Source organism: Mesorhizobium sp. CNPSo 4689, assembly GCF_057784325.1.
Genome location: NZ_JBWLUZ010000015.1, coordinates 19106 through 37926, shown reverse-complemented (window position 1 = coordinate 37926; position 18821 = coordinate 19106). Strand labels below are relative to the sequence as shown.

Here is an 18821-nt window from a genome sequence, read left to right as displayed (position 1 = left end):
TTTTTTCTTAACAGTGAAGATTGATCCGGCGCGCTTTCACGTCAAGCGTTTTGTGGACATGTGCACATCACTGTGAGCATGCACCCACCTCGACGCCGGTGCGATCCCGTATGGCGGGCTGATTTTCCGGGCCTGATGCAGCCGTCAGGAGCGCGGTTTGGTCTTCTGCGGGTCGTAATGAGCAAAGGCCACGACTCGCGCCGGCAGCCGCTTGGCATGGCCGTCGAGCTTGCCGATCTCGACCTCGGTGCCGACAGCCGAATGCGTGACGTCGAGCCGCGCCAGCGCGATGGTCTTGTTCAGCACCGGCGAACGCATGCCCGAAGTGACGACGCCGATCTGGGCGCGGCCGACATGGACGCAATCGCCATGGCCGACCGGAACGTTGGCGTCGATGTCGAGGCCGACCAGTTTCGTCTGCGGGTGTTCCTTGCGGCGGATCAGCGCCTCGCGGCCGATGAAGTCGTCGGTCTTGGTCTTCAGCGGCACGGTGAAGCCGATGCCGGCCTCGAACGGGTCGGTCTGGTCGGAGAACTCGTAGCCGGCGAAGATCAGCCCGGCTTCGATACGCACCATGTCGAGTGCCTGCAGCCCCATCGGCTTCAGCCCATGTGGCTGGCCGGCCTCCCAGATCGCGTCGAAGACTTTTTCGGCGTCGCGCGGATGGCACCAGACCTCGTAGCCGAGCTCGCCGGTGTAGCCGGTGCGCGAGACGACAACTGGAATGCCATTGCCGCCGCCGATGCGCGCGACGGCGAAGCGGAACCATTCGAGCTCTTCGATCGACGGCTGCAGCGGCGAGGTCCAGATGACCTCGCGGAGAATGTCGCGGCTCTTCGGCCCTTGCACGGCGACATTGTGCATCTGGTCGGTCGACGAGCGCACCAGCACATTGAGGCCAAGCTTTTCGGCCGTCTCGCGCAGCCATTCGCCGGAGAGATCGTCGCCGCCGACCCAGCGGAAATTATCCTTGCCGAGCCGAAGCAGCGTGCCGTCGTCGATCATGCCGCCATGCTCGTAGCACATCGCCGAATAGACCACCTGGCCGACGCCGAGTTTCTTCACGTCGCGGGTCAACGTGTATTGCAGCAGCGCCTCGGAATCCGGGCCGGTGACCTCGAACTTGCGCAGCGGCGACAGGTCCATGATGACGGCATCCTGCCGGCAGGCCCAGTATTCGGCGATGGGCCCCTCCTTGGCGAAGGAATTGGCCAGCCAGTAGCCCCTGTACTCGACGAAGTCGCGCGTGTGTTTGGCAAAGCTCGAATGAAAGGATGTCTCGCGGGTCATTTTCGGTTCCGAATCGGGCGTCATCCGTCTGGCGATCGCTCGCGAGAATTTGTGCTGGCCGGAATAGGTCCGCACATGGATGTCGGTGAGGTTCCAGCCATTGGCCGGCGTCGTGTCGTCGGGGCAGGCGGAGGACACGCAGACGATGTCGGTCAGGGCTCTGAGCAGCACATAGTCGCCGGGGCGAGACCATGGCTCGTCGGACACCATCATGCCATGCGCGTTGATCGCCGTGTTGAAGAAGAAGTTGATCGCCATCCAGCCGGCGCGTGGGGTGACGCCCTTGTCCGACAGTGCGCGATTGAAATTCTCCGAGCAGTTGGTGTGACCGGGATAGCCGATGTCGTCGTAATATTTGGCGGCACATGCGAGCGCGAAGGCATCGTGCCGGCCGCATGTGTCCTGCACCACCTCGACCAGCGGGTCCATGTCCTGGTCGTAATATTTCGAATGCAGGCCGGGCATCGGATAGCTCGATCCCATTAGCGTGCGGGTCGTCGTCACGTCGAGCGGATGATCGCGGCCCTTGTCGAGCTTGCGCGCCGAGAAGCACTGGAAGTCGGTGCATTGGCGGCCGTCGACGTCGATGATCTGCAGATAGTCGCCGGCCTTGACGAAATAGGATTCCGCCGTCGCTGAATGGACGCGCAGGTCGAGCACGGGATCGGCGAGCGGATCGGCCAGTTGCGATTTCGCTGCCGGGCGGATCGTAGCGCGGCGAACAATCACGGTCAGCGGCGTCGCGGTGTCATGGCCGTCGACCAGCATCGGCCCGCCGGGCGCGGCAATCAGCATCGCGCCATCGCGGGAGACGGCAAAACTCTGCTCGGTGCCGGCCGGCGTGGCGCCGCCGAACACACGCACCGCCTTCGCCTGGTCGAGCTGCACCTGACGGCGCTCGAGTCCGCGACGCACAGCCGAAAGACTGTCGTCGCCGTCGACCAGCAACGCCTTGATGCCGGCGGCATTGCTGTTGGATTTTTCACCGAGAATAGCGGGATCGGTCGCGCCGGTTCTGTCCCAGGCCAGCAGCTCGCAGGCTTGTCCGCCCTCGACATTGCGCACGCTGATCGTGTCGCCGGCCTCGACCTCGATGAACACCGCGCCATTGCCATGGATCGTATAGCGCTCCATGCCGGGCGGCAGCGCGATCTGGCCGGGCCTGAGGATCAGGCTCGGCCGTGGCGGTCCGGCGGTCACGGCAGGGTAGGGCGACTGGCTCATCTCAGCCTTGCGGTTCGAGAAACAAGTTTGCCTGTGTGTGAAATTATTTTAGCAGCAAGAATAGCAGTGCGGTTGGATTTGGCAAGGTGGAGGTGGCCTTTTGGACGCGGTCGGCCAGGTTGAATTTCACCAATCAGCTTCGCGATCGTCGGCGCTGCCCCTCATCTGGCCGCCGCCATCTTCTCCCCGTAAACGGGGCGAAGGACGACGTCGCCATGGCTTTCGCCAATCTCTAACGTCGTAGAGATGGCGCGGCGTCGCGGCCAGCGTCTTTCTCCCCGTTTACGGGGAGAAATGCCCGGCAGGGCAATGAGGGGCGGCGCGGAGATCTGCAATTATCGAACTAAAGTTCATCGGAATGGCCGATGTTGACGCCATACTCCGCAGCAGAATCCAGCATCGTGTGCCACAGACTCTCGGCGAAGGTCGCGAACACCAGAAGGTTGAACACTGCCTGTCCGTCACGGTCATCGCCGCGCCAGAGCGTGACGCTGGTGTGATCCATCGAGGTCGCGGCTGCGGCGCCAATCGGGAATGTCGCCGGGTGAAGATCGATCGACGTCAGCTTGGCGAGCATGGCGCGCGCCTTGGCGCCCGACACACTGATCAGCACGCGCGCATGCGACTGGTCCGATAGCGAAGTCGAGGCCACGAATGCCTGCCCCAGTGCGTCCATCGCATGCTTGCCGCCTTTCGACAGCGCGAGGATCTGGTCGGGTCCCGACCAGATCAGCATTGCATCCGCCGCGCTGACGGCCTTGGGCCTGTCCGGGGCAGAGACACCAAAGCGGGCCCTCGCAGCCCCTGCCATGTCAGCCGCCTTGCCGCGCCGCGCCATTACCTGGACGAGGTCGAATTTGCGGATCTCGGTCAGCGACACGCCGGCATCGCCGCGCACGCCATACGGCCCTGCGACGAGCGCCCGTTCGAGCGGGCTGCGGACTTCCCAGGAAAACTCAGCCACGCTGGCGCCCTCCATCCGGATCGTAGAAGACGGGATTGCAGAGCTCGACATCGTAATCTTCGCCGCGCAGCGGATCATGCGCATGGACGATTTCGCCGATGCGCTCGCGGCCGCGTTCGACCAGGCCGAGCCCGATCCACTGGTCGAGCATCGGCGAGAAGCAGACCGAGGTGACATAGCCCTGGTCGTTGTCCGGGCCAGGCTTCTGGCCCTTCGGAATGATATGCGCGCCGGAGCGCAGGCGGCGCGCCTTGTCCGTCGGCTTGATGCCGACCACGACCTGCCGGTCCGGCGCGATCAGCGCCTCGCGGCCGGCCATGACGCGGCCAATAAAGTCCTTCTTGGTCGACATCATCTTGCCGAGCCCGAGATCGGCGGCGGTCGTCGTGCCGTTCAGTTCCGGTCCCGCGACATGGCCCTTTTCGACGCGCATGACACCGAGCGCCTCGGTGCCGTACGGGGTCACGCCGAATTGCTTTCCGGCCTGCATCAGATTGCGCACCAGCGCCTCGCCGTAACGCGCCGGCACCGAAATCTCAAACGCCATCTCTCCGGAGAAGGAGATACGGAACAGCCTGGCTTTGATGCCGCCACGCAGCGCCACTTCGCGTGCGCCCATGAACGGGAAGCCTTCGTTCGACAGGTCCTCGGCCGGATCGACGATTTCCTTGAGCAGATCACGGGTCTTCGGTCCGGCGACGGAGAATTGCGCCCACTGGTCGGAGACCGAGGTCAGCTGCACGTCGAGCTCGGGGAACAGCACCTGGCGGCAGAATTCGAGATGCTGCATCACCAGCCCGGCCTTGGCGGTGGTGGTGGTCAGGAAATAACGGTCCTCGGCCAACCGCGACGTCGTGCCGTCGTCATAGACCAGGCCATCCTCGCGCAGCATCAGCCCGTAGCGCGCCTTGCCGACGGCAAGGTTGGAGAAGGTGTTGATGTAGACGCGGTCGAGGAAGGCGCCGGCGTCCGGTCCGTGCACATCGATCTTGCCGAGCGTCGAGACATCGCAGAAGCCCACGCCGCCGCGCACCGCCTTGACCTCGCGGGTCACCGATTCCAGCCAGTCCTTCTCGCCGGCGCGCGGATACCATTGCGCCCGCTTCCACAACCCTGTGTCGACGAAGATGGCGCCCAGTTCGGCCGCCCAGTGATGCGACGGCGTCAGCCGCGTCGCATGAAAAGTCTCGTCACGGTGGTGACCGGCGAAGGCGCCGATGGCGACCGGCACGTAAGGAGGCCGATAGATCGTCGTGCCGGTCTCGGGAATGGATTTGCCTGACACCGCGGCCATGATGGCGAGACCGGCAACGTTCGAAGTCTTGCCCTGGTCGGTCGCCATGCCGAGCGTCGTGTAGCGCTTCAGATGCTCGACCGATTCAAAGCCCTCGCGCTGCGCCAGCTCGACATCGGAAGCGGTGACGTCATGCTGGTAATCGACGAAGGCTTTGCCCTTGCCGGCGACATGCCAGAGCGGGGTCAGCGAAAAGGCCTCGTCGTCAGCGCTCGGCGCCGTACCCGAATTGCCAGTACGCCCGGCATCGCGTGCGGCCGAAGCGCCGGCTGCAAAACCTTCGCGAAGGCAGGCGCCAAGGCCAAAGTCGCCGTTGGCCGCACCCGCCGCCACCATGCCCGGAGGCGCGCCATCCGGCACAAAGGCGGCGATGTCTTCGCGCCATTTCGGCCGGCCGCGATGGTAAGAGGTGAGTCCGACCGCCGGGTTCCAGCCGCCGGAAACCGCAAGCCCGTCGGCTTCGACTTCGGCGCGCGCGCCGCCGGTCAGCGACACGGCGATTTTGCGGACGCCATCCTTGCCACCGTCGACGCTGCTGACCGAACCGTGCAACACGGTGAAGCCGTTCCTGGAAGCAAGCGAACGATGGGCGGGCGAGACCTCCGCCCGGGCATCGATCACGGCCGCGATCTGCAATCCGGCGTCGAGCACTGTTTCGACCGTGCGCCAGCCATGCTCGTTGTTGGTGAACAGCGCCAAGCGCTTTGCCGGCGTCGCCGCATAGCGCGTGACATAGGTCCGCATGGCCGACGCCATCATCACGCCCGGCGTGTCGTTGCCGGCAAAGACGATCGGCCGCTCGATGGCTCCGGCGGCGACCACGCAGCGCTTGGCCACGATGCGCCACAGCCGCTGCCGCACCTGATGCTCCGGCGGGGAGAGCACATGATCGTTGACCCGCTCGATCGCGCCGTAGGTGCCACCGTCGTAGACGCCGAACAGCGTCGTGCGGGTCATGATGCGGACATCGGGGAGGGCTGCGAGTTCAGCCAGCGTCCGCGAAATCCAGTCGGCCGCCGGCAGGCCATCGATGGTGCCGCCGTCGGCAAGCAGCCGGCCGCCGAGAGCAAAATCCTCTTCGCACAGGATGACGCGAGCGCCTGAACGGCCGGCGGCCAATGCCGCCGCCAGCCCGGCCGGGCCGGAGCCGGCGATCAGCACATCGCAATGCGCCCAGGCCTTGTCGTAATGATCGGGGTCGGCAATGCCGGCGGCGCGGCCAAGGCCGGCGGCGCGGCGGATCGCCGGCTCGTAGATCGCCTCCCAGAATTTCGCCGGCCACATGAAGGTCTTGTAGTAGAAGCCGGCGACGAAGATCGGCGCGAACAGCTGGTTGACCGCCATGAAATCGTGGCGCAGCGACGGCCAGCGGTTCTGGCTGGCGGCTTCAAGCCCGTCATAGAGCTCGGCCGTCGTCGCCTTGGTGTTCGGCTCGCGTCTGGCGCCTGTGCGCAACTCGACCAGCGCGTTGGGTTCTTCCGAGCCCGCGGTCAGGATGCCGCGCGGGCGATGATATTTGAACGAGCGGCCGACCAGCTTGACGCCGTTGGCGACAAGCGCCGAAGCCAGCGTATCGCCCTGGTAGCCGACGAAGGTCTTGCCGTCGAAACGGAAGCTCAGCGGCGCCGAGCGGTCGATCAGTCCACCGCCGCTCAGCCGATGTGTCTGTGGGCCGCCGACCATCACGCACCAACCTTGGCGGCGCCGGCGCCGGCCGCCGGCTCGACCGCCGAAATCTCATGCGTCAGCGTATTTCGGGTGACCTTCAGCCAGGCCCGGCAGCCGCCACCATGATACCAGTGCTCGCTCATTGCGCCGGCAACATTGTCGCGCAGATAGACGTAGTCGAAGACGGCGTCTTCGCCGGCATCTGCCGCCGGCCGCGCCGGCCTGGCATCACCCAGATAGCTGAACTCGCCGAGTTCGCGTTCGCCGCAGAAGGGACAGACAATACGCATGCTCTCTCAGCCGCCTTCAATGCAGGTTCGGTTGGGCGCCCTGGCCCTTTTCGTCGATCATCGCGCCACGCTGGAAGCGGTCGAGGCGGAATTTTTCCGCCTCCTTGTGCGGCGTGTCGCGGGCGAGAAGATGAGCAAAGACCAGGCCGGAGCCGGGCGTCGCCTTGAAACCGCCATAGCACCAGCCGGCGTTGAGATAGAGCCCGTCGACCGGGCTCTTGTCGATGATCGGCGAGCCGTCCATCGACATGTCCATGATGCCGCCCCATTGGCGCAGCAGCCGCACGCGGCCGATCATCGGCATCAGCGCCATGCCACCCTCGCAGACGTCTTCCATCACCGGCAGATTGCCGCGCTGGGCATAGGAGTTGTAGCCGTCAATGTCGCCGCCGAAGACCAGCCCGCCCTTGTCGGACTGGCTGACATAGAAGTGTCCGGCGCCGAAGGTCATGACGCCGGGCAGCAGCGGCTTGATCGCCTCGGAGACGAAGGCCTGCAGCACGTGGCTTTCGATCGGCAAACGCAAGCCGGCCATCGCTGCGACACGGGATGAAGAGCCGGCCACCGCCATGCCGACCTTGCCGGCGCCGATCCTGCCGCGCGAGGTCTCGACGCCGGTCACCTTGCCGTTGGCATCGCGCGTGAAACCTGTGACTTCGCAATTCTGGATGATGTCGACACCGAGCGCGCTTGCCGCATGGGCATAGCCCCAGACGACTGCGTCATGCCGCGCCGTGCCGCCGCGTCGCTGCAAAAGCCCGCCCTGCACGGGAAAGCGCGCATTGTCGAAGTTCAGGAACGGCATCATCTTCCTGACCGCGGCGAGGTCGAGCAGTTCGGCGTCGATGCCGTTGATGCGCATGGTGTTGCCGCGTCGCGCATAAGCGTCGCGCTGGGCGTCGGAATGATAGAGGTTGATGACGCCGCGCTGGCTGACCATCGTGTTGTAGTTGAGATCCTGCTCCATCCGCTCCCACAGCTTCATCGACAATTCGTAGAAGCCGGTATTGCCGGGCAGGCCGTAATTGGAGCGGATGATGGTGGTGTTGCGGCCGGCATTGCCGGAGCCGATCCAGCCTTTTTCCAGCACGGCGACATTTTTGATGCCGTACTCACTGGCGAGGAACCAGGCGGTCGCCAGCCCATGGCCGCCGCCGCCGATGACCACCACGTCGTAGCGATCCTTCGGTGTGGCGTCGCGCCAGGTGCGCTGCCAGTTCTTGTGGCCGGAAAGGGCGGCGCGGGCGAGCGAGAAGATCGAGTATTTCATAAAATCATTCCGAGGCCGCTCACACCGCTGGGACTGCTAAATATCCAGCGTGTGGTCGCGCTCCCACTGCGTGAAGTGCGAAGCATAGGAATTCCATTCCTGGTGCTTCAGCTTTAGATAGGCCGACGAGAATTCCTCACCCAGCGCCGCTTTGAGCGATTTGTCCTTGTCGAACTCGCGCAGCGCGTCAAGCAGGTTGAGCGGCAGCTTCGGCGCGCCCTTCACCGTATGGCCGAACTGGTACATGTCGATGTCGTAGCGCTTGCCGGGATCGGCCTTCGAGCGGATGCCGTCGAGGCCGGCGGCAATGATGACCGCCTGCAGCAGATAGGGGTTCGCCGCACCATCCGGCAGGCGCAGCTCGAAGCGGCCGGGGCCAGGCACGCGCACCATATGGGTGCGGTTGTTGCCGGTCCAGGTCACCGTGTTGGGCGCCCAGGTGGCGCCCGAAATGGTGCGCGGCGCGTTGATGCGCTTGTAGGAATTGACCGTCGGGTTGGTGATCGCGGCCAGCGCCGAGGCATGCTTCATGATGCCGCCGAGAAAGTTCTTGCCCTTGGCCGAGAGACCGAGCTCCATCGCATTGTCGGCGAAGACATTGGTCTTGCCGGCCTTGTCCCACACCGAGATATGCGCATGGCAGCCATTGCCGGTCAGGCCCTGGAAGGGCTTTGGCATGAAGGTGGCGCGCAGCCCGTGCTTTTCGGCCACGGACCTGACCATGAACTTGAAGAACGAATGCTTGTCGGCGGTGGCTAAAGCATCATCGAAGGCCCAGTTCATCTCGAACTGGCCATTGGCGTCCTCATGGTCGTTCTGGTAGGGGCCCCAGCCGAGCGCCAGCATATGGTCGCAGATCTCGGCGATGACATCGTAGCGGCGCATCACTGCCTGCTGGTCGTAGCAGGGTTTTGAGGCCGTGTCGTACTGGTCGGAGATCACGCTGCCGTCCGGCGAGATCAGGAAGAATTCTGCCTCGACGCCGGTCTTGACATGCATGCCGTCGCCGGCGGCCTCGGCAATCAGCCGCCTCAGCGTGTTGCGTGGCGTCTGGTCGACCTCCTTGTCGTCCATGATGCAGTTGGCGGCGACCCAGGCCACCTCCGGCTTCCACGGCAGCTGGATGACCGAATCCGGATCCGGCACCGCCAGCATGTCAGGATGCGCTGGCGTCAGGTCGAGCCAGGTAGCGAAACCGGCAAAGCCGGCGCCGTCCTTCTGCATGTCGGCGATCGCCTGCGCCGGCACCAGCTTGGCACGCTGCCCACCGAACAGGTCGGTGTAGGAAATCATGAAATATTTGACGCCGTGCTTCTTGGCGAATGCGGCGAGATCGTTCCCCATTATAGTTCCTCGCTTATGGTATTTTTGGATGGTGTCTAGAAGCCGTTCTTCCCCGGTATCCAATTGGTGCCGGCGAGCGGCACGCCGGCCATGGCGGCGGCTTCGATGGTGAGCGCGACGAGATCCTCGGGCTCGAGATTGTGCAGGCTGTTCTTGCCGCACGCACGGGCAATCGTCTGCGCCTCCAGCGTCATCACCTTCAGGTAATTGGCCAGGCGCCGCCCGGCGGCGATCGGGTCGACCCGCTTCATCAGTTCGGGGTCCTGCGTGGTGATGCCGGCCGGATCGCGGCCTTCATGCCAGTCGTCATAGGCGCCGGCGGTGGTGCCGAGCTCGTTATAGTCGGCCTCCCAGCGCGGGTCGTTGTCGCCGAGCGCGACAAGGGCTGCCGTACCGATCGACACCGCGTCGACGCCGAGCGCCAGCGCCTTGGCGACGTCGGCGCCGTTGCGGATGCCGCCGGAGACGATCAGCTGCACCTTGCGGTGCATGCCGAGGTCCTGCAGAGCCTGCACCGCCGGTCGGATACAGGCAAGCGTCGGCTGGCCGACATTTTCGATGAACACTTCCTGCGTCGCCGCGGTGCCGCCCTGCATGCCGTCGACGACGACGACATCGGCGCCGGCCTTCACCGCAAGGGCGGTATCGTAATAGGGGCGGGCGCCGCCAACCTTGACGTAGATCGGCTTTTCCCAGTCGGTGATCTCGCGCAGTTCGAGGATCTTGATCTCGAGATCGTCTGGTCCGGTCCAGTCGGGATGGCGCGAAGCCGAGCGTTGGTCGATGCCTTTCGGCAGCGTGCGCATCTCGGCGACGCGATCGGAGATTTTTTGGCCGAGCAGCATGCCGCCGCCGCCGGGCTTGGCGCCCTGGCCGACGACCACCTCGATCGCGTCTGCCCGGCGCAAATCGCGCGGATTCATGCCGTAGCGCGACGGCAGATATTGATAGACCAGTTGCTTCGAATGGCCGCGCTCTTCCTCGGTCATGCCGCCGTCGCCAGTGGTGGTCGAGGTGCCGGAAAGCGTAGCACCTCGGCCGAGCGCCTCCTTGGCCGGACCGGAGAGCGAGCCAAAACTCATGCCGGCAATAGTGATCGGGATCTTCAGCTCGATCGGCTTCTTGGCATGGCGCGAGCCGAGCACCACGCTGGTGTCGCAGCGTTCGCGATAGCCTTCCAGCGGATAGCGCGAGATCGAAGCGCCGAGGAACAGCAGGTCGTCGAAATGCGGCAGCTTGCGCTTGGCGCCGGCGCCGCGGATGTCATAGATGCCGGTCGCCGCGGCGCGGCGGATTTCGGAAAGCGTGTAGTCGTCGAAGGTCGCGGATTTGCGCGGCGTCGTCGGCGGGTTGCGATAGGTCATCTTGCCTCAATACGCGTCGGCGTTGTCGATATTGAAATTGTAGAGCGTGCGCGCCGAGCCGTAGCGCTTGAACTCTGACGGCTTGACGCCAGTGACGCCGGCGCGGTCGAGCAGGCCTTGCAGCAGCTCGATATGCTCGGGCCGCATCTCCTTGGCGATGCAGTCCGCACCTAGGCTCTCGACCTTGCCGCGCACGAACAGCCGCGCCTCGTAGATGGAATCTCCGAGCGCATCGCCGGCATCGCCCAGCACCACCAGATTGCCGGACTGCGCCATGAAGGCCGACATGTGGCCGATATTGCCGTGCACGACGATGTCGATGCCTTTCATCGAGATGCCGCAGCGCGACGAGGCGTTGCCTTCGATGACCAGCAGTCCGCCGCGGCCGGTAGCGCCGGCATATTGGCTGGCGTCGCCTTTGATGGTGATCGAGCCCGACATCATGTTCTCGCCCACGCCGGGACCGGCCGAGCCGTGCACGGTGATGGCGCCGCCGGCATTCATGCCGCCGCAATAATAGCCGACGCTGCCGCGCACATCGATGGCGACCGGCTGGTCGACGCCGACGGCGACCGAATGGCTGCCTTTCGGATTGAGCACTTCCCAGGCCGTTTCGTTCGAGCCTGGGGTCAGCTGGTGGAGCGCCTGGTTGAGCTCGCGCAGCGACAGTTCGGCGAGGTCGAACACCCTCGCATGGCTTTGGTCGCGTGTTGCCTTGGACACGTTGGTTGCCGGCATCAGCTCAATGCTCCCAGAAATAGACGGTTGCGGGCTCCGGTTCCCAGACCCTTGCATTGTCTATGCCGGGCAGTTTGGTGAGCGCACGATATTCGGAGCCGAAGGCGACATATTGGTCGGTCTCGGCCATCACGGCAGGCTTGCAGGCGATCGGGTCGCGCACCACGCCAAAACCGTTCTTGGTGCCGACGACGAAGGTGAAGAAGCCGTCGAGGTCGGAGAGCGTGCCTTCCAGCGCTTCGCCCAGATTCTTGCCATGCGCCATCTTGGAGGAGAGATAGGCGGCTGCCACCTCGGTGTCGTTCTCGGTCTCGAACTTCATGCCGTCGCGGATCAATTCGCGGCGGACATTGTTGTGGTTGGACAGCGAGCCATTGTGCACCAGGCACTGATCGGCGCCGGTCGAGAACGGATGCGCGCCCATCGTCGTCACCGCCGATTCCGTCGCCATGCGGGTATGGCCGATGCCGTGCGTGCCGGTCATCGAGCGCACGTCGAAGCGATCGACGACGGCTTCCGGCAGGCCGACTTCCTTGTAGATCTCGACCACGTCGCCGGCGCCCATGATGCGGATGTCGGGGCGCAGCGTCTGGATGGTCTCGCGCGCCTCGTCGATTTTGGCCGGCGTGGTCCTGATGACGGCGTGCGTCGACTTCACCGCGATGCTTACCGGCGCACCGATGGCCTTGGCGACTTCGGCGTCGAGGCCGCGGAAATCGCGCTCGGGCTTGGCCGACTGGATGGTGATCTTGGCCTCGTTGCCGGACGGCGCGCCATAGATGGCGATGCCGGCGCTATCGGGACCGCGGTCGCTGAGCGAGATCAGCATCTCCGACAGCATCGCGCCGAGCTTCGGTTCCAGCGCCTTGTCCTTAAGGAAAAGTCCGACGATTCCGCACATGTCAGCCTCCGACGTTTGCAGCTAGAAGATGATGTACCGAATGCGTTGCCGAAATTCAATCATATGAAAAAAATTTTCCTCTAGTTACGTATGCGGCTCAATGCCGCTCTGCGCATCATCGCCGTCGCGGCGGGTACTGTGAAGCCATTGCGCATGGGGGATGCGCGCCAATTTGTAGGCATCCAGGATCGACAGCGCATAGATCAGGAAGCCGCCGGCATGGCGGCCGATGAAGCTGGCGTCGGCTGGTGCAATCTTGGCCGTCACCCAGGCCAGGATGATCAAGAAGAACAGGAACTGCAGGCCGCGCACCGGCACGCCCAGAATGACATGACCGCTTGCCGGCAAAACGATCGCCGCGCCGAGCACGAGATACGGATTTGCAGGCGCGGCTGAAGTCGTCGAACTGGTCATGCGGCCTGCCGTTCACTCTGGTTGATGGCATCCCGAAGCGCCGACGCGGCTGTAAGCAGTCTCGCGATCAGATTGGGATCAATGCCGGTCGCGCCGAATTCGGCCTGCCGGAACACGCCGTAGCGTGCCCGCTCGGCCTCGGCCAGCAGCCAGACGATGCGCACGCCTTTCGGCGTGATCAGCAACTCCTTGGCGCGGCCCTCGGCGAAGAGTTCGAGATGGCCGGCAATAATATCCTGCGGGAAGGACACACCCTTGCGGTCCGTCCGCAGCACCGCCTCGGCGGGAAATCCGGCGACCTTGGGCAATGTATGGTCGAGATGATCGAAATTGGAGAATGTCGTCGGCGATCCCGGCCGCATCATCATGTCGAAAGTAGCAGGTACCGCGACCGGCTCGGTGATCGAGACACTCAGCCAGCGCGCCGGAAGTTTTCGCGTTGCCAGCGTGTCGACGATGGTGCGGATCTGCACCCGTTGGCCAGTCCACGAACCCGCCCAGGTGATGACCCCGGCCGTGCCGTCCGACACGTCGACGGCATCGGTGACGATTGTGCGGATGCTGACTGTGTCGGCGGCAAGTGCTGCCGAGGCCCTGTTGCGGCTGGCGCGCGCAAGCCAGGCGATGTGAACAACGAGAGCCAGGGCGAGCACCCCGGCGAGCCATGCTGACGTCACTTCAGACATCCCGTCATGCAAAGGCTCGCCCTGCCTTGGGGCGAGCCTGTCCTGTCTCGATCAATAGCCCTGCGGCTTCGGCCACGGCATGGTGAACTGGTCGCCGCGGCGCACGAATTTGTAGCGGTAGAAGTGGAACCACAGTGAGATCAGGAAATAGAAGGCGACCATGGCGATCAACTGCGAGCCGAAGCCGAGGAAGATCGCAAAAAACGTCACCACGCACAGGCAGAACAGCACGATCGCCGGCAGCGGGTGGAAAGGGTGCGTGTAGCCGCGGCGGATCGAGCCCAACGGCCACTTCTTCCTGAACATAACGATGTTGATGCTCATGAAAGTGTACTGCAGCACGCCCGACAGGATCGAGAAGGTGATCGCCTGGTTGAGGTCGGCTATGAAGGCGAAGGCCAGCGCGATCGGCAGCAGGAACAGGATCGAGCGGTAGGGCGTGCGGTATTTCGGATGCACCGCCGAGAACCAACTCGGCAGATAGCGGTCGCGTCCCAGCGAGAACCAGGCCCGCGCCGCGTCGTTGATGCAGCCATTGGCCGAGGCGAGTGCGGCCAGCAGCGTCGCGATGAACAGCAGGTTCTCGAGCAGCGGGCTGCCGGTCAGTTTGCCCGCGTCCCACAGCGGATAATAGGTAATCCCCAGATATTCCCACGGCATCATCGAGGCGCAGACATACCAGGTCATGGCGGCGGCGATCAGAAGTGTGATCATGCCGGCCATCGTGCCGTAGGGCAGTGAACGGGCCGGCGAGCGCACTTCCTCGGCGGCCTGCGTCGTGCCCTCAATGCCGAGATAATACCAGATGCCGAACTGGAAGGCGGCGATCACGCCGATCCAGCCATAGGGCAGCGCATTGCCGGGTGTGACCAGCTCGTTGAGTTTCAGCACCGCCCCTTGGGTCCACGGGCTGACGGAGAAGAACAGGATGACGATCGAGATATAGGCGATAGCGGTGATGATGAAGTTGACGTTGAGCGTCATCAGCACGCCGCGGTAATTCAGCCACGCCAGCACAACTATGGTGGCGGCAATGAAGGAATTGTGGGTGAGTCCCTCGACGCCTGCCTTGGCGACGATCGTGTCGCCGAGCAGGATGGCATCGGAAACCTCCAGCATCGTGTAGGCAAACACCAGGAACAGCGCGACGTTGAAGGCCATCAGCGGCCCGACAATGTGCTTGGCCTGCGCATACTGGCCGCCGGCGGCGGCAACCGTCGACGTCACCTCGGAATCGATCATCGCCACCGAGGTGTAGAGCAGCCCGACGATCCAGCAGACGATCAGCGCTGCCAGCGCACCGCCCTTGTCCGCCGAGAAATTCCAGCCGGTGAATTCGCCGACCAGAACGATGCCGACACCGAGCGCCCAGACATGGGCGGGCCCGAGCACCCTAAGCAGCGAAACCCTGTCTCCGTGGATTGCCGTTTCCGCCGTTTCAACCGCGACCGTCATCGTTCAATCCTCACACTCAGATCCGGTGTTTTTCGGAGACGGCTTCAAGCTCGCCTTCGCGCGATGAGGTCAGCACATCCTCGGAGAAGGTCGTGTCGACCTTGAACCAGTCGTAGAGCATCCACAGCGCGAGCACGATCGAGATGCCCCAGCATGCGTAAGAGATTGCCATCCACATGAGCGTGCTTCCCCGGTTATTTGTCGTCGAACTTTTCGTTATTTGTCGTCGAACTTTTCGTTGATGACGTCGCGGTATTCGCGGTCGGATGCGCGGAACAGGAAGACGAAATAGCCGATCAGGACGGCCGCCATGATGATCAGCGTCGGCCAGTCGATGATATAGTGGAAGCGGTTCTGGATGATGTCGTGCGCGGTCTCGGGCGTGTAGCCGAGTTTCTCCCAGATCGACGCCATGGTCGGGTTCTGGCCCAACGCTTCCCAGGTCTTGGCGTCGAGCGCGTCGATGGATTTTGCCGCGCCGGCCAGGCCGAGCTTGAGCGGCAGCCATAGCGCCACGAAGATGGCGACCACCACCACGACGATATCGAAAACCTGTCCGGCCTTGCTTTGCTCCGGCGGTCTATAGCGGGACATCTCTTCTACCCCTCAGGACTTGCGGTTGCGGTACGCGTCGGCGTTCTTGATATCGAGCCCGTAGATGAAGTCCTTGTCTTCCTTGTAATGGTTGACCATCGCCAGGATGGCAGCCGTGTTGAAGATCAGCACCGCGGCGGCGGCGACCGCGACGACGAGCTTGATCCCGCCGTGGGGGATGTATGGCCATGTCATCACGAGGACGAAGAGGATCGTCGCCCACAGGCAGACGATCAGGAGCACGGAACCACGCACGTCGGAACGGTACAGCGCTTCGATGCGCTGCTGCAGGTCGGACATCGGTTTCTCCCTTTTTTCACGCCGGCTTCCGAATCGGCCGCGCTTTTCGTTCTTTCAAGAGAGTGAAATTTTTTTCATAAGTTCTGTCCGATTTGCCGAATTGTCAAGACGGTTTTACGTTTGGTTAACCGCTAGTTTGGTGCTCCGAATTTTGCCTGACAATGAAATTATTTGCTTGCGGGTATTGCAGGGCTCGGGCGTTTGCGATCAATATTCGGCCAAAGCTCCGGCCACCGCGCAAGGAGCAGGGAACATCAATGACTTTTGAACGGAGGACGAGCGGATGACGGCATCCTGGAGATTTTCGACCTTGGCTGATCGCCATCGCGCGCTCGGCTCGAAGCTCGAGGACTGGAGCGGCATGGGAACCGCCTGGACCTACGACAAGGACGCCGACGAGGAATACGTCGCCATCCGCACCAAGGCCGGGCTGATGGATGTCTCCGGCCTGAAAAAGGTACACATCACCGGGCCGCACGCCGCGCATCTGATCGACCTCGCCACGACGCGCGATGTCGAAAAGATCTATCCCGGCAAGTCGGCCTATGCCTGCATGCTGAACGAGGCGGGAAAATTCACCGACGACTGCATCATCTACCGCATCAGCCCCAATAGCTGGATGGTCGTGCACGGCTCTGGCACCGGCCATGAGGAGTTGCAGCGTGCCTCGGTTGGGCGCGACGTGTCGCTGCGCTTCGACGACAATCTGCACGATTTGTCGCTGCAGGGTCCGACCGCAGTCGACTATCTGGCCAAGCATGTGCCGGGCATTCGCGACCTCAACTATTTCCACCACATGCAGACGCAGCTGTTCGGTCTTCCGGTGATGATCTCGCGCACCGGCTACACCGGCGAGCGCGGCTACGAGATCTTCTGCCGCGGCCAGGATGCCGGCACGATCTGGGACAGGATCCTCGACGAGGGCAAGGGCGCCGGCATCATTCCCTGCCGTTTCACCACGCTCGATATGTTGCGCGTCGAAAGCTACCTGCTTTTCTATCCTTACGACAATTCCCAAAAATATCCGTTCGACAATGAAGGCCCCGGCGATACGCTGTGGGAACTCGGCCTCGACTTCACCGTCAGCCCCGGCAAGACCGGCTTCCGCGGCGCCGAGGAGCACTACCGCCTGAAGGGCAAGGAGCGCTTCAAGATCTACGGCGTTTTGCTGGACGGCAAGGAGCCGGCCGACGAGGGTGCGCCGGTCTACCGTGACGGCAAGAAGGTTGGCGTGGTGACCTGCGCCATGTATTCTCCGCTGGTCAAGAAATCGATGGGCATTGCCCGGCTCGACGTGGATTGCGCCGTCAAGGACACCAAGCTCGAGATCCGCAACAAGAGCGGCTCGATCAAGGCCACAGCGCAGCCGCTTCCGTTCGACGACCCCAAGAAGACCAAGCGCACCGCCAAAGGCTGAGGCACGATCAACAGCGAGGGGCTCGAGGCATAAAGACAGAATGGCAGCCAAAAGCATCATCAGCCGGCCGGTTTACGGAACCCTGTCTCCACAGGCCGGCAAGCATCATCTTTTCGTGGCGGATGCGGAAGGCGCGCTCGCGATAGTTGGGATGGCCAAGAACGCTCCGGCCGGCTTTTTCGACGGAGCGGAAATAGTCTTCATTCCTGGCCCTGATGGCAAACATGTCGGCGGCCTCGAAGCGCTGAAGCCGGCGCAATTCCATCTGGCCCCGTCCTTCGCCAGCCTGCTGCCGAGGCTCAAGCAGACGCTGACCAATGCGCATATGGGCCTGCGCCTCTATCTCTCCGGCACCGAAGGATTGATCGGCCAGGCCATGCAGGTGGCGCTGGAAGCCGGCATCGACCACACCTCGATGCAGACCGAGCATCGTGGCTCGCTGGCGCGGCGCATGCAGTGCGTGCACTGTAAAGGCATCACCGAGAACGTGACGACGCAGCCGGCGACCTGTTCGCATTGCGGCCTGCTGCTTCTGGTGCGCGACCACTATTCACGGCGCCTCGCCGCCTTCCAGGGCGTCTGCATCAACGCCGAGGACCGCAGCGAGATTCCTCCGATGGAGGAGATTTTTCGATGAGCACCGGCACAACAAAACTCGATGTCGTGGTCAGCGACGTCGTCTCGGTCAACGAACTGGTCACCCGTTTCCATTTCCGCCGGCGCGACGGCGAGCTGCTGCCGACTTTCTCCGGCGGCGCCCATGTCGTGGTCGAGATGCGCGACGGCGAGCGCACCAGGCTCAATCCCTATTCGCTTATGGGCTCGCCGCTCGACACGCGCGAATACACGATCTCGGTGCGCCGCGACGATGTCGGGCGCGGCGGCTCGCTGTTCATGCACCGGAGCGTCAAGCCCGGCCTGGAGATGGTGATCAGCTATCCGGTCAATCTTTTCTCGCTCGACCTGCGCGCCAGGAAACATCTGATGCTGGCTGGTGGCATCGGCATCACGCCGTTCATGGCGCAGACCTCGCAGCTTGCGGGGTCGGGCGGCAATTTCGAGCTGCACTACACCTGCCGCACCGCCTCGCTCGGCACTTACGCCGATGTGCTGCAGCAGCGCTACGACCGCAGGGTCAGGCTCTACCACGACGACCTTGACGAGCGCATCGATCTCGACCGGCTGTTGTCCTCGCAGCCGCTCGGCACGCATCTCTATGTCTGCGGCCCGGCCGGCATGATCAACTGGGTGCGCGACCGCGCGGCCGCACTTGGCTGGCCGTCTGAGACCGTGCATTTCGAGCATTTCGCGGCCCCTCAGCCCGGCGCCCCATTCGACGTGACGCTGGCCGTCACCGGCAAGACGATCCGCGTCGGCTCGCAGCAGAGCCTCCTGGAGGCGATCGAGGCGGCCGGCGTCGATCCACCCTATCTCTGCCGCGGCGGCGTCTGCGGCCAGTGCGAGACCAATGTCGTCTCCCATGACGGCAAGTTCATCCACAACGACCACTGGCTGAGCGAGGAAGACCACCGCTCCGGCTGCAAGATCATGCCCTGCGTGTCGCGCTTCGAGGGCAAATCGCTGGTCTTGGAAAGATAGGAGGCGAGC

General features: G+C 63.6%; 18 protein-coding genes. 3 read left to right on the top strand and 15 right to left on the bottom strand.

Annotated features, from left to right (window positions below; translation table 11 throughout):
- Positions 1-144: 144 nt before the first annotated feature.
- The 15 genes from AC04SI_RS19600 to AC04SI_RS19530 all read right to left on the bottom strand — a co-directional run bounded on the left by AC04SI_RS19600 (position 145) and on the right by AC04SI_RS19530 (position 15796).
- Complete coding sequence (locus tag AC04SI_RS19600) at positions 145-2514, bottom strand: trimethylamine N-oxide demethylase (RefSeq protein ID WP_404279537.1); 2370 nt, start codon at positions 2512-2514, stop codon at positions 145-147.
- A gap of 343 nt (positions 2515-2857) precedes the next feature.
- Positions 2858-3478, bottom strand: a complete 621-nt coding sequence (locus AC04SI_RS19595) for a sarcosine oxidase subunit gamma (protein WP_404279539.1) — start codon at positions 3476-3478, stop codon at positions 2858-2860.
- The gene (locus tag AC04SI_RS19590) at positions 3471-6455 is read right to left on the bottom strand and encodes a sarcosine oxidase subunit alpha (RefSeq protein ID WP_404279541.1); all 2985 of its coding nucleotides are present in this window, start codon (positions 6453-6455) and stop codon (positions 3471-3473) included. Before AC04SI_RS19590 ends, AC04SI_RS19595 begins: the two co-directional genes overlap by 8 nt.
- On the bottom strand, positions 6455-6730 hold the full coding sequence (locus AC04SI_RS19585; protein ID WP_404279544.1) for a sarcosine oxidase subunit delta: 276 nt from the start codon (positions 6728-6730) through the stop codon (positions 6455-6457). The genes AC04SI_RS19590 and AC04SI_RS19585 overlap by 1 nt, the downstream gene beginning before the upstream one ends.
- 16 nt (positions 6731-6746) lie before the next feature.
- Entirely contained in the window at positions 6747-8000 is a 1254-nt protein-coding gene (locus tag AC04SI_RS19580; protein ID WP_404279546.1) for a sarcosine oxidase subunit beta family protein, read from the bottom strand.
- A gap of 36 nt (positions 8001-8036) precedes the next feature.
- Positions 8037-9344 (bottom strand): type III glutamate--ammonia ligase, encoded by a 1308-nt coding sequence (gene glnT, locus AC04SI_RS19575; protein WP_006204475.1) that lies wholly within the window; start codon positions 9342-9344, stop codon positions 8037-8039.
- A 35-nt stretch (positions 9345-9379) separates the two neighbouring features.
- Positions 9380-10708, bottom strand: coding sequence for an FMN-binding glutamate synthase family protein (locus AC04SI_RS19570; RefSeq protein ID WP_065518184.1), 1329 nt, complete (start codon positions 10706-10708; stop codon positions 9380-9382).
- Between the two features lie 6 nt (positions 10709-10714).
- Positions 10715-11446 (bottom strand): GltB/FmdC/FwdC-like GXGXG domain-containing protein, encoded by a 732-nt coding sequence (locus AC04SI_RS19565; RefSeq protein WP_404279549.1) that lies wholly within the window; start codon positions 11444-11446, stop codon positions 10715-10717.
- Between the two features lie 4 nt (positions 11447-11450).
- On the bottom strand, positions 11451-12347 hold the full coding sequence (locus AC04SI_RS19560) for a class II glutamine amidotransferase (protein ID WP_404279551.1): 897 nt from the start codon (positions 12345-12347) through the stop codon (positions 11451-11453).
- A gap of 84 nt (positions 12348-12431) precedes the next feature.
- Positions 12432-12761, bottom strand: a complete 330-nt coding sequence (locus tag AC04SI_RS19555; protein WP_404279553.1) for a hypothetical protein — start codon at positions 12759-12761, stop codon at positions 12432-12434.
- Positions 12758-13447 (bottom strand): hypothetical protein, encoded by a 690-nt coding sequence (locus AC04SI_RS19550; RefSeq protein ID WP_404279555.1) that lies wholly within the window; start codon positions 13445-13447, stop codon positions 12758-12760. The genes AC04SI_RS19555 and AC04SI_RS19550 overlap by 4 nt, the downstream gene beginning before the upstream one ends.
- A gap of 51 nt (positions 13448-13498) precedes the next feature.
- Positions 13499-14902, bottom strand: coding sequence for an APC family permease (locus AC04SI_RS19545; protein ID WP_404279557.1), 1404 nt, complete (start codon positions 14900-14902; stop codon positions 13499-13501).
- Positions 14903-14918: 16 nt separating this feature from the next.
- Complete coding sequence (locus AC04SI_RS19540) at positions 14919-15080, bottom strand: hypothetical protein (protein ID WP_404279559.1); 162 nt, start codon at positions 15078-15080, stop codon at positions 14919-14921.
- A 38-nt stretch (positions 15081-15118) separates the two neighbouring features.
- A complete protein-coding gene (locus tag AC04SI_RS19535) occupies positions 15119-15496 on the bottom strand; it encodes a hypothetical protein (RefSeq protein ID WP_006204490.1) in 378 nt (125 codons plus the stop codon).
- A gap of 12 nt (positions 15497-15508) precedes the next feature.
- The gene (locus AC04SI_RS19530; protein WP_006204491.1) at positions 15509-15796 is read right to left on the bottom strand and encodes a hypothetical protein; all 288 of its coding nucleotides are present in this window, start codon (positions 15794-15796) and stop codon (positions 15509-15511) included.
- Between the two features lie 283 nt (positions 15797-16079).
- Between AC04SI_RS19530 and AC04SI_RS19525 the strand changes: the two genes are divergently transcribed.
- From AC04SI_RS19525 to AC04SI_RS19515, 3 genes are read left to right on the top strand one after another with little or no spacing between them, the layout of a single operon-like run.
- Positions 16080-17213 (top strand): aminomethyl transferase family protein, encoded by a 1134-nt coding sequence (locus AC04SI_RS19525; protein ID WP_404279561.1) that lies wholly within the window; start codon positions 16080-16082, stop codon positions 17211-17213.
- Between the two features lie 40 nt (positions 17214-17253).
- Entirely contained in the window at positions 17254-17850 is a 597-nt protein-coding gene (locus AC04SI_RS19520; protein WP_404279563.1) for a dimethylamine monooxygenase subunit DmmA family protein, read from the top strand.
- Positions 17847-18812 (top strand): PDR/VanB family oxidoreductase, encoded by a 966-nt coding sequence (locus AC04SI_RS19515; RefSeq protein WP_404279565.1) that lies wholly within the window; start codon positions 17847-17849, stop codon positions 18810-18812. The genes AC04SI_RS19520 and AC04SI_RS19515 overlap by 4 nt, the downstream gene beginning before the upstream one ends.
- Positions 18813-18821 lie beyond the last annotated feature (9 nt).

Bases quoted from the DNA above. Each gene is read 5' to 3' on its own strand.
- AC04SI_RS19560 (WP_404279551.1), bottom strand. From the start codon at position 12,347: ATGTGCGGAATCGTCGGACTTTTCCTTAAGGACAAGGCGCTGGAACCG.
- AC04SI_RS19555 (WP_404279553.1), bottom strand. From the start codon at position 12,761: ATGACCAGTTCGACGACTTCAGCCGCGCCTGCAAATCCGTATCTCGTG.
- AC04SI_RS19590 (WP_404279541.1), bottom strand. From the start codon at position 6,455: ATGGTCGGCGGCCCACAGACACATCGGCTGAGCGGCGGTGGACTGATC.
- glnT (WP_006204475.1), bottom strand. From the start codon at position 9,344: ATGGGGAACGATCTCGCCGCATTCGCCAAGAAGCACGGCGTCAAATAT.
- AC04SI_RS19565 (WP_404279549.1), bottom strand. From the start codon at position 11,446: ATGCCGGCAACCAACGTGTCCAAGGCAACACGCGACCAAAGCCATGCG.
- AC04SI_RS19585 (WP_404279544.1), bottom strand. From the start codon at position 6,730: ATGCGTATTGTCTGTCCCTTCTGCGGCGAACGCGAACTCGGCGAGTTC.
- AC04SI_RS19550 (WP_404279555.1), bottom strand. From the start codon at position 13,447: ATGTCTGAAGTGACGTCAGCATGGCTCGCCGGGGTGCTCGCCCTGGCT.
- AC04SI_RS19580 (WP_404279546.1), bottom strand. From the start codon at position 8,000: ATGAAATACTCGATCTTCTCGCTCGCCCGCGCCGCCCTTTCCGGCCAC.
- AC04SI_RS19570 (WP_065518184.1), bottom strand. From the start codon at position 10,708: ATGACCTATCGCAACCCGCCGACGACGCCGCGCAAATCCGCGACCTTC.
- AC04SI_RS19530 (WP_006204491.1), bottom strand. From the start codon at position 15,796: ATGTCCGACCTGCAGCAGCGCATCGAAGCGCTGTACCGTTCCGACGTG.
- AC04SI_RS19520 (WP_404279563.1), top strand. From the start codon at position 17,254: ATGGCAGCCAAAAGCATCATCAGCCGGCCGGTTTACGGAACCCTGTCT.
- AC04SI_RS19600 (WP_404279537.1), bottom strand. From the start codon at position 2,514: ATGAGCCAGTCGCCCTACCCTGCCGTGACCGCCGGACCGCCACGGCCG.
- AC04SI_RS19525 (WP_404279561.1), top strand. From the start codon at position 16,080: ATGACGGCATCCTGGAGATTTTCGACCTTGGCTGATCGCCATCGCGCG.
- AC04SI_RS19545 (WP_404279557.1), bottom strand. From the start codon at position 14,902: ATGACGGTCGCGGTTGAAACGGCGGAAACGGCAATCCACGGAGACAGG.
- AC04SI_RS19535 (WP_006204490.1), bottom strand. From the start codon at position 15,496: ATGTCCCGCTATAGACCGCCGGAGCAAAGCAAGGCCGGACAGGTTTTC.
- AC04SI_RS19515 (WP_404279565.1), top strand. From the start codon at position 17,847: ATGAGCACCGGCACAACAAAACTCGATGTCGTGGTCAGCGACGTCGTC.
- AC04SI_RS19540 (WP_404279559.1), bottom strand. From the start codon at position 15,080: ATGTGGATGGCAATCTCTTACGCATGCTGGGGCATCTCGATCGTGCTC.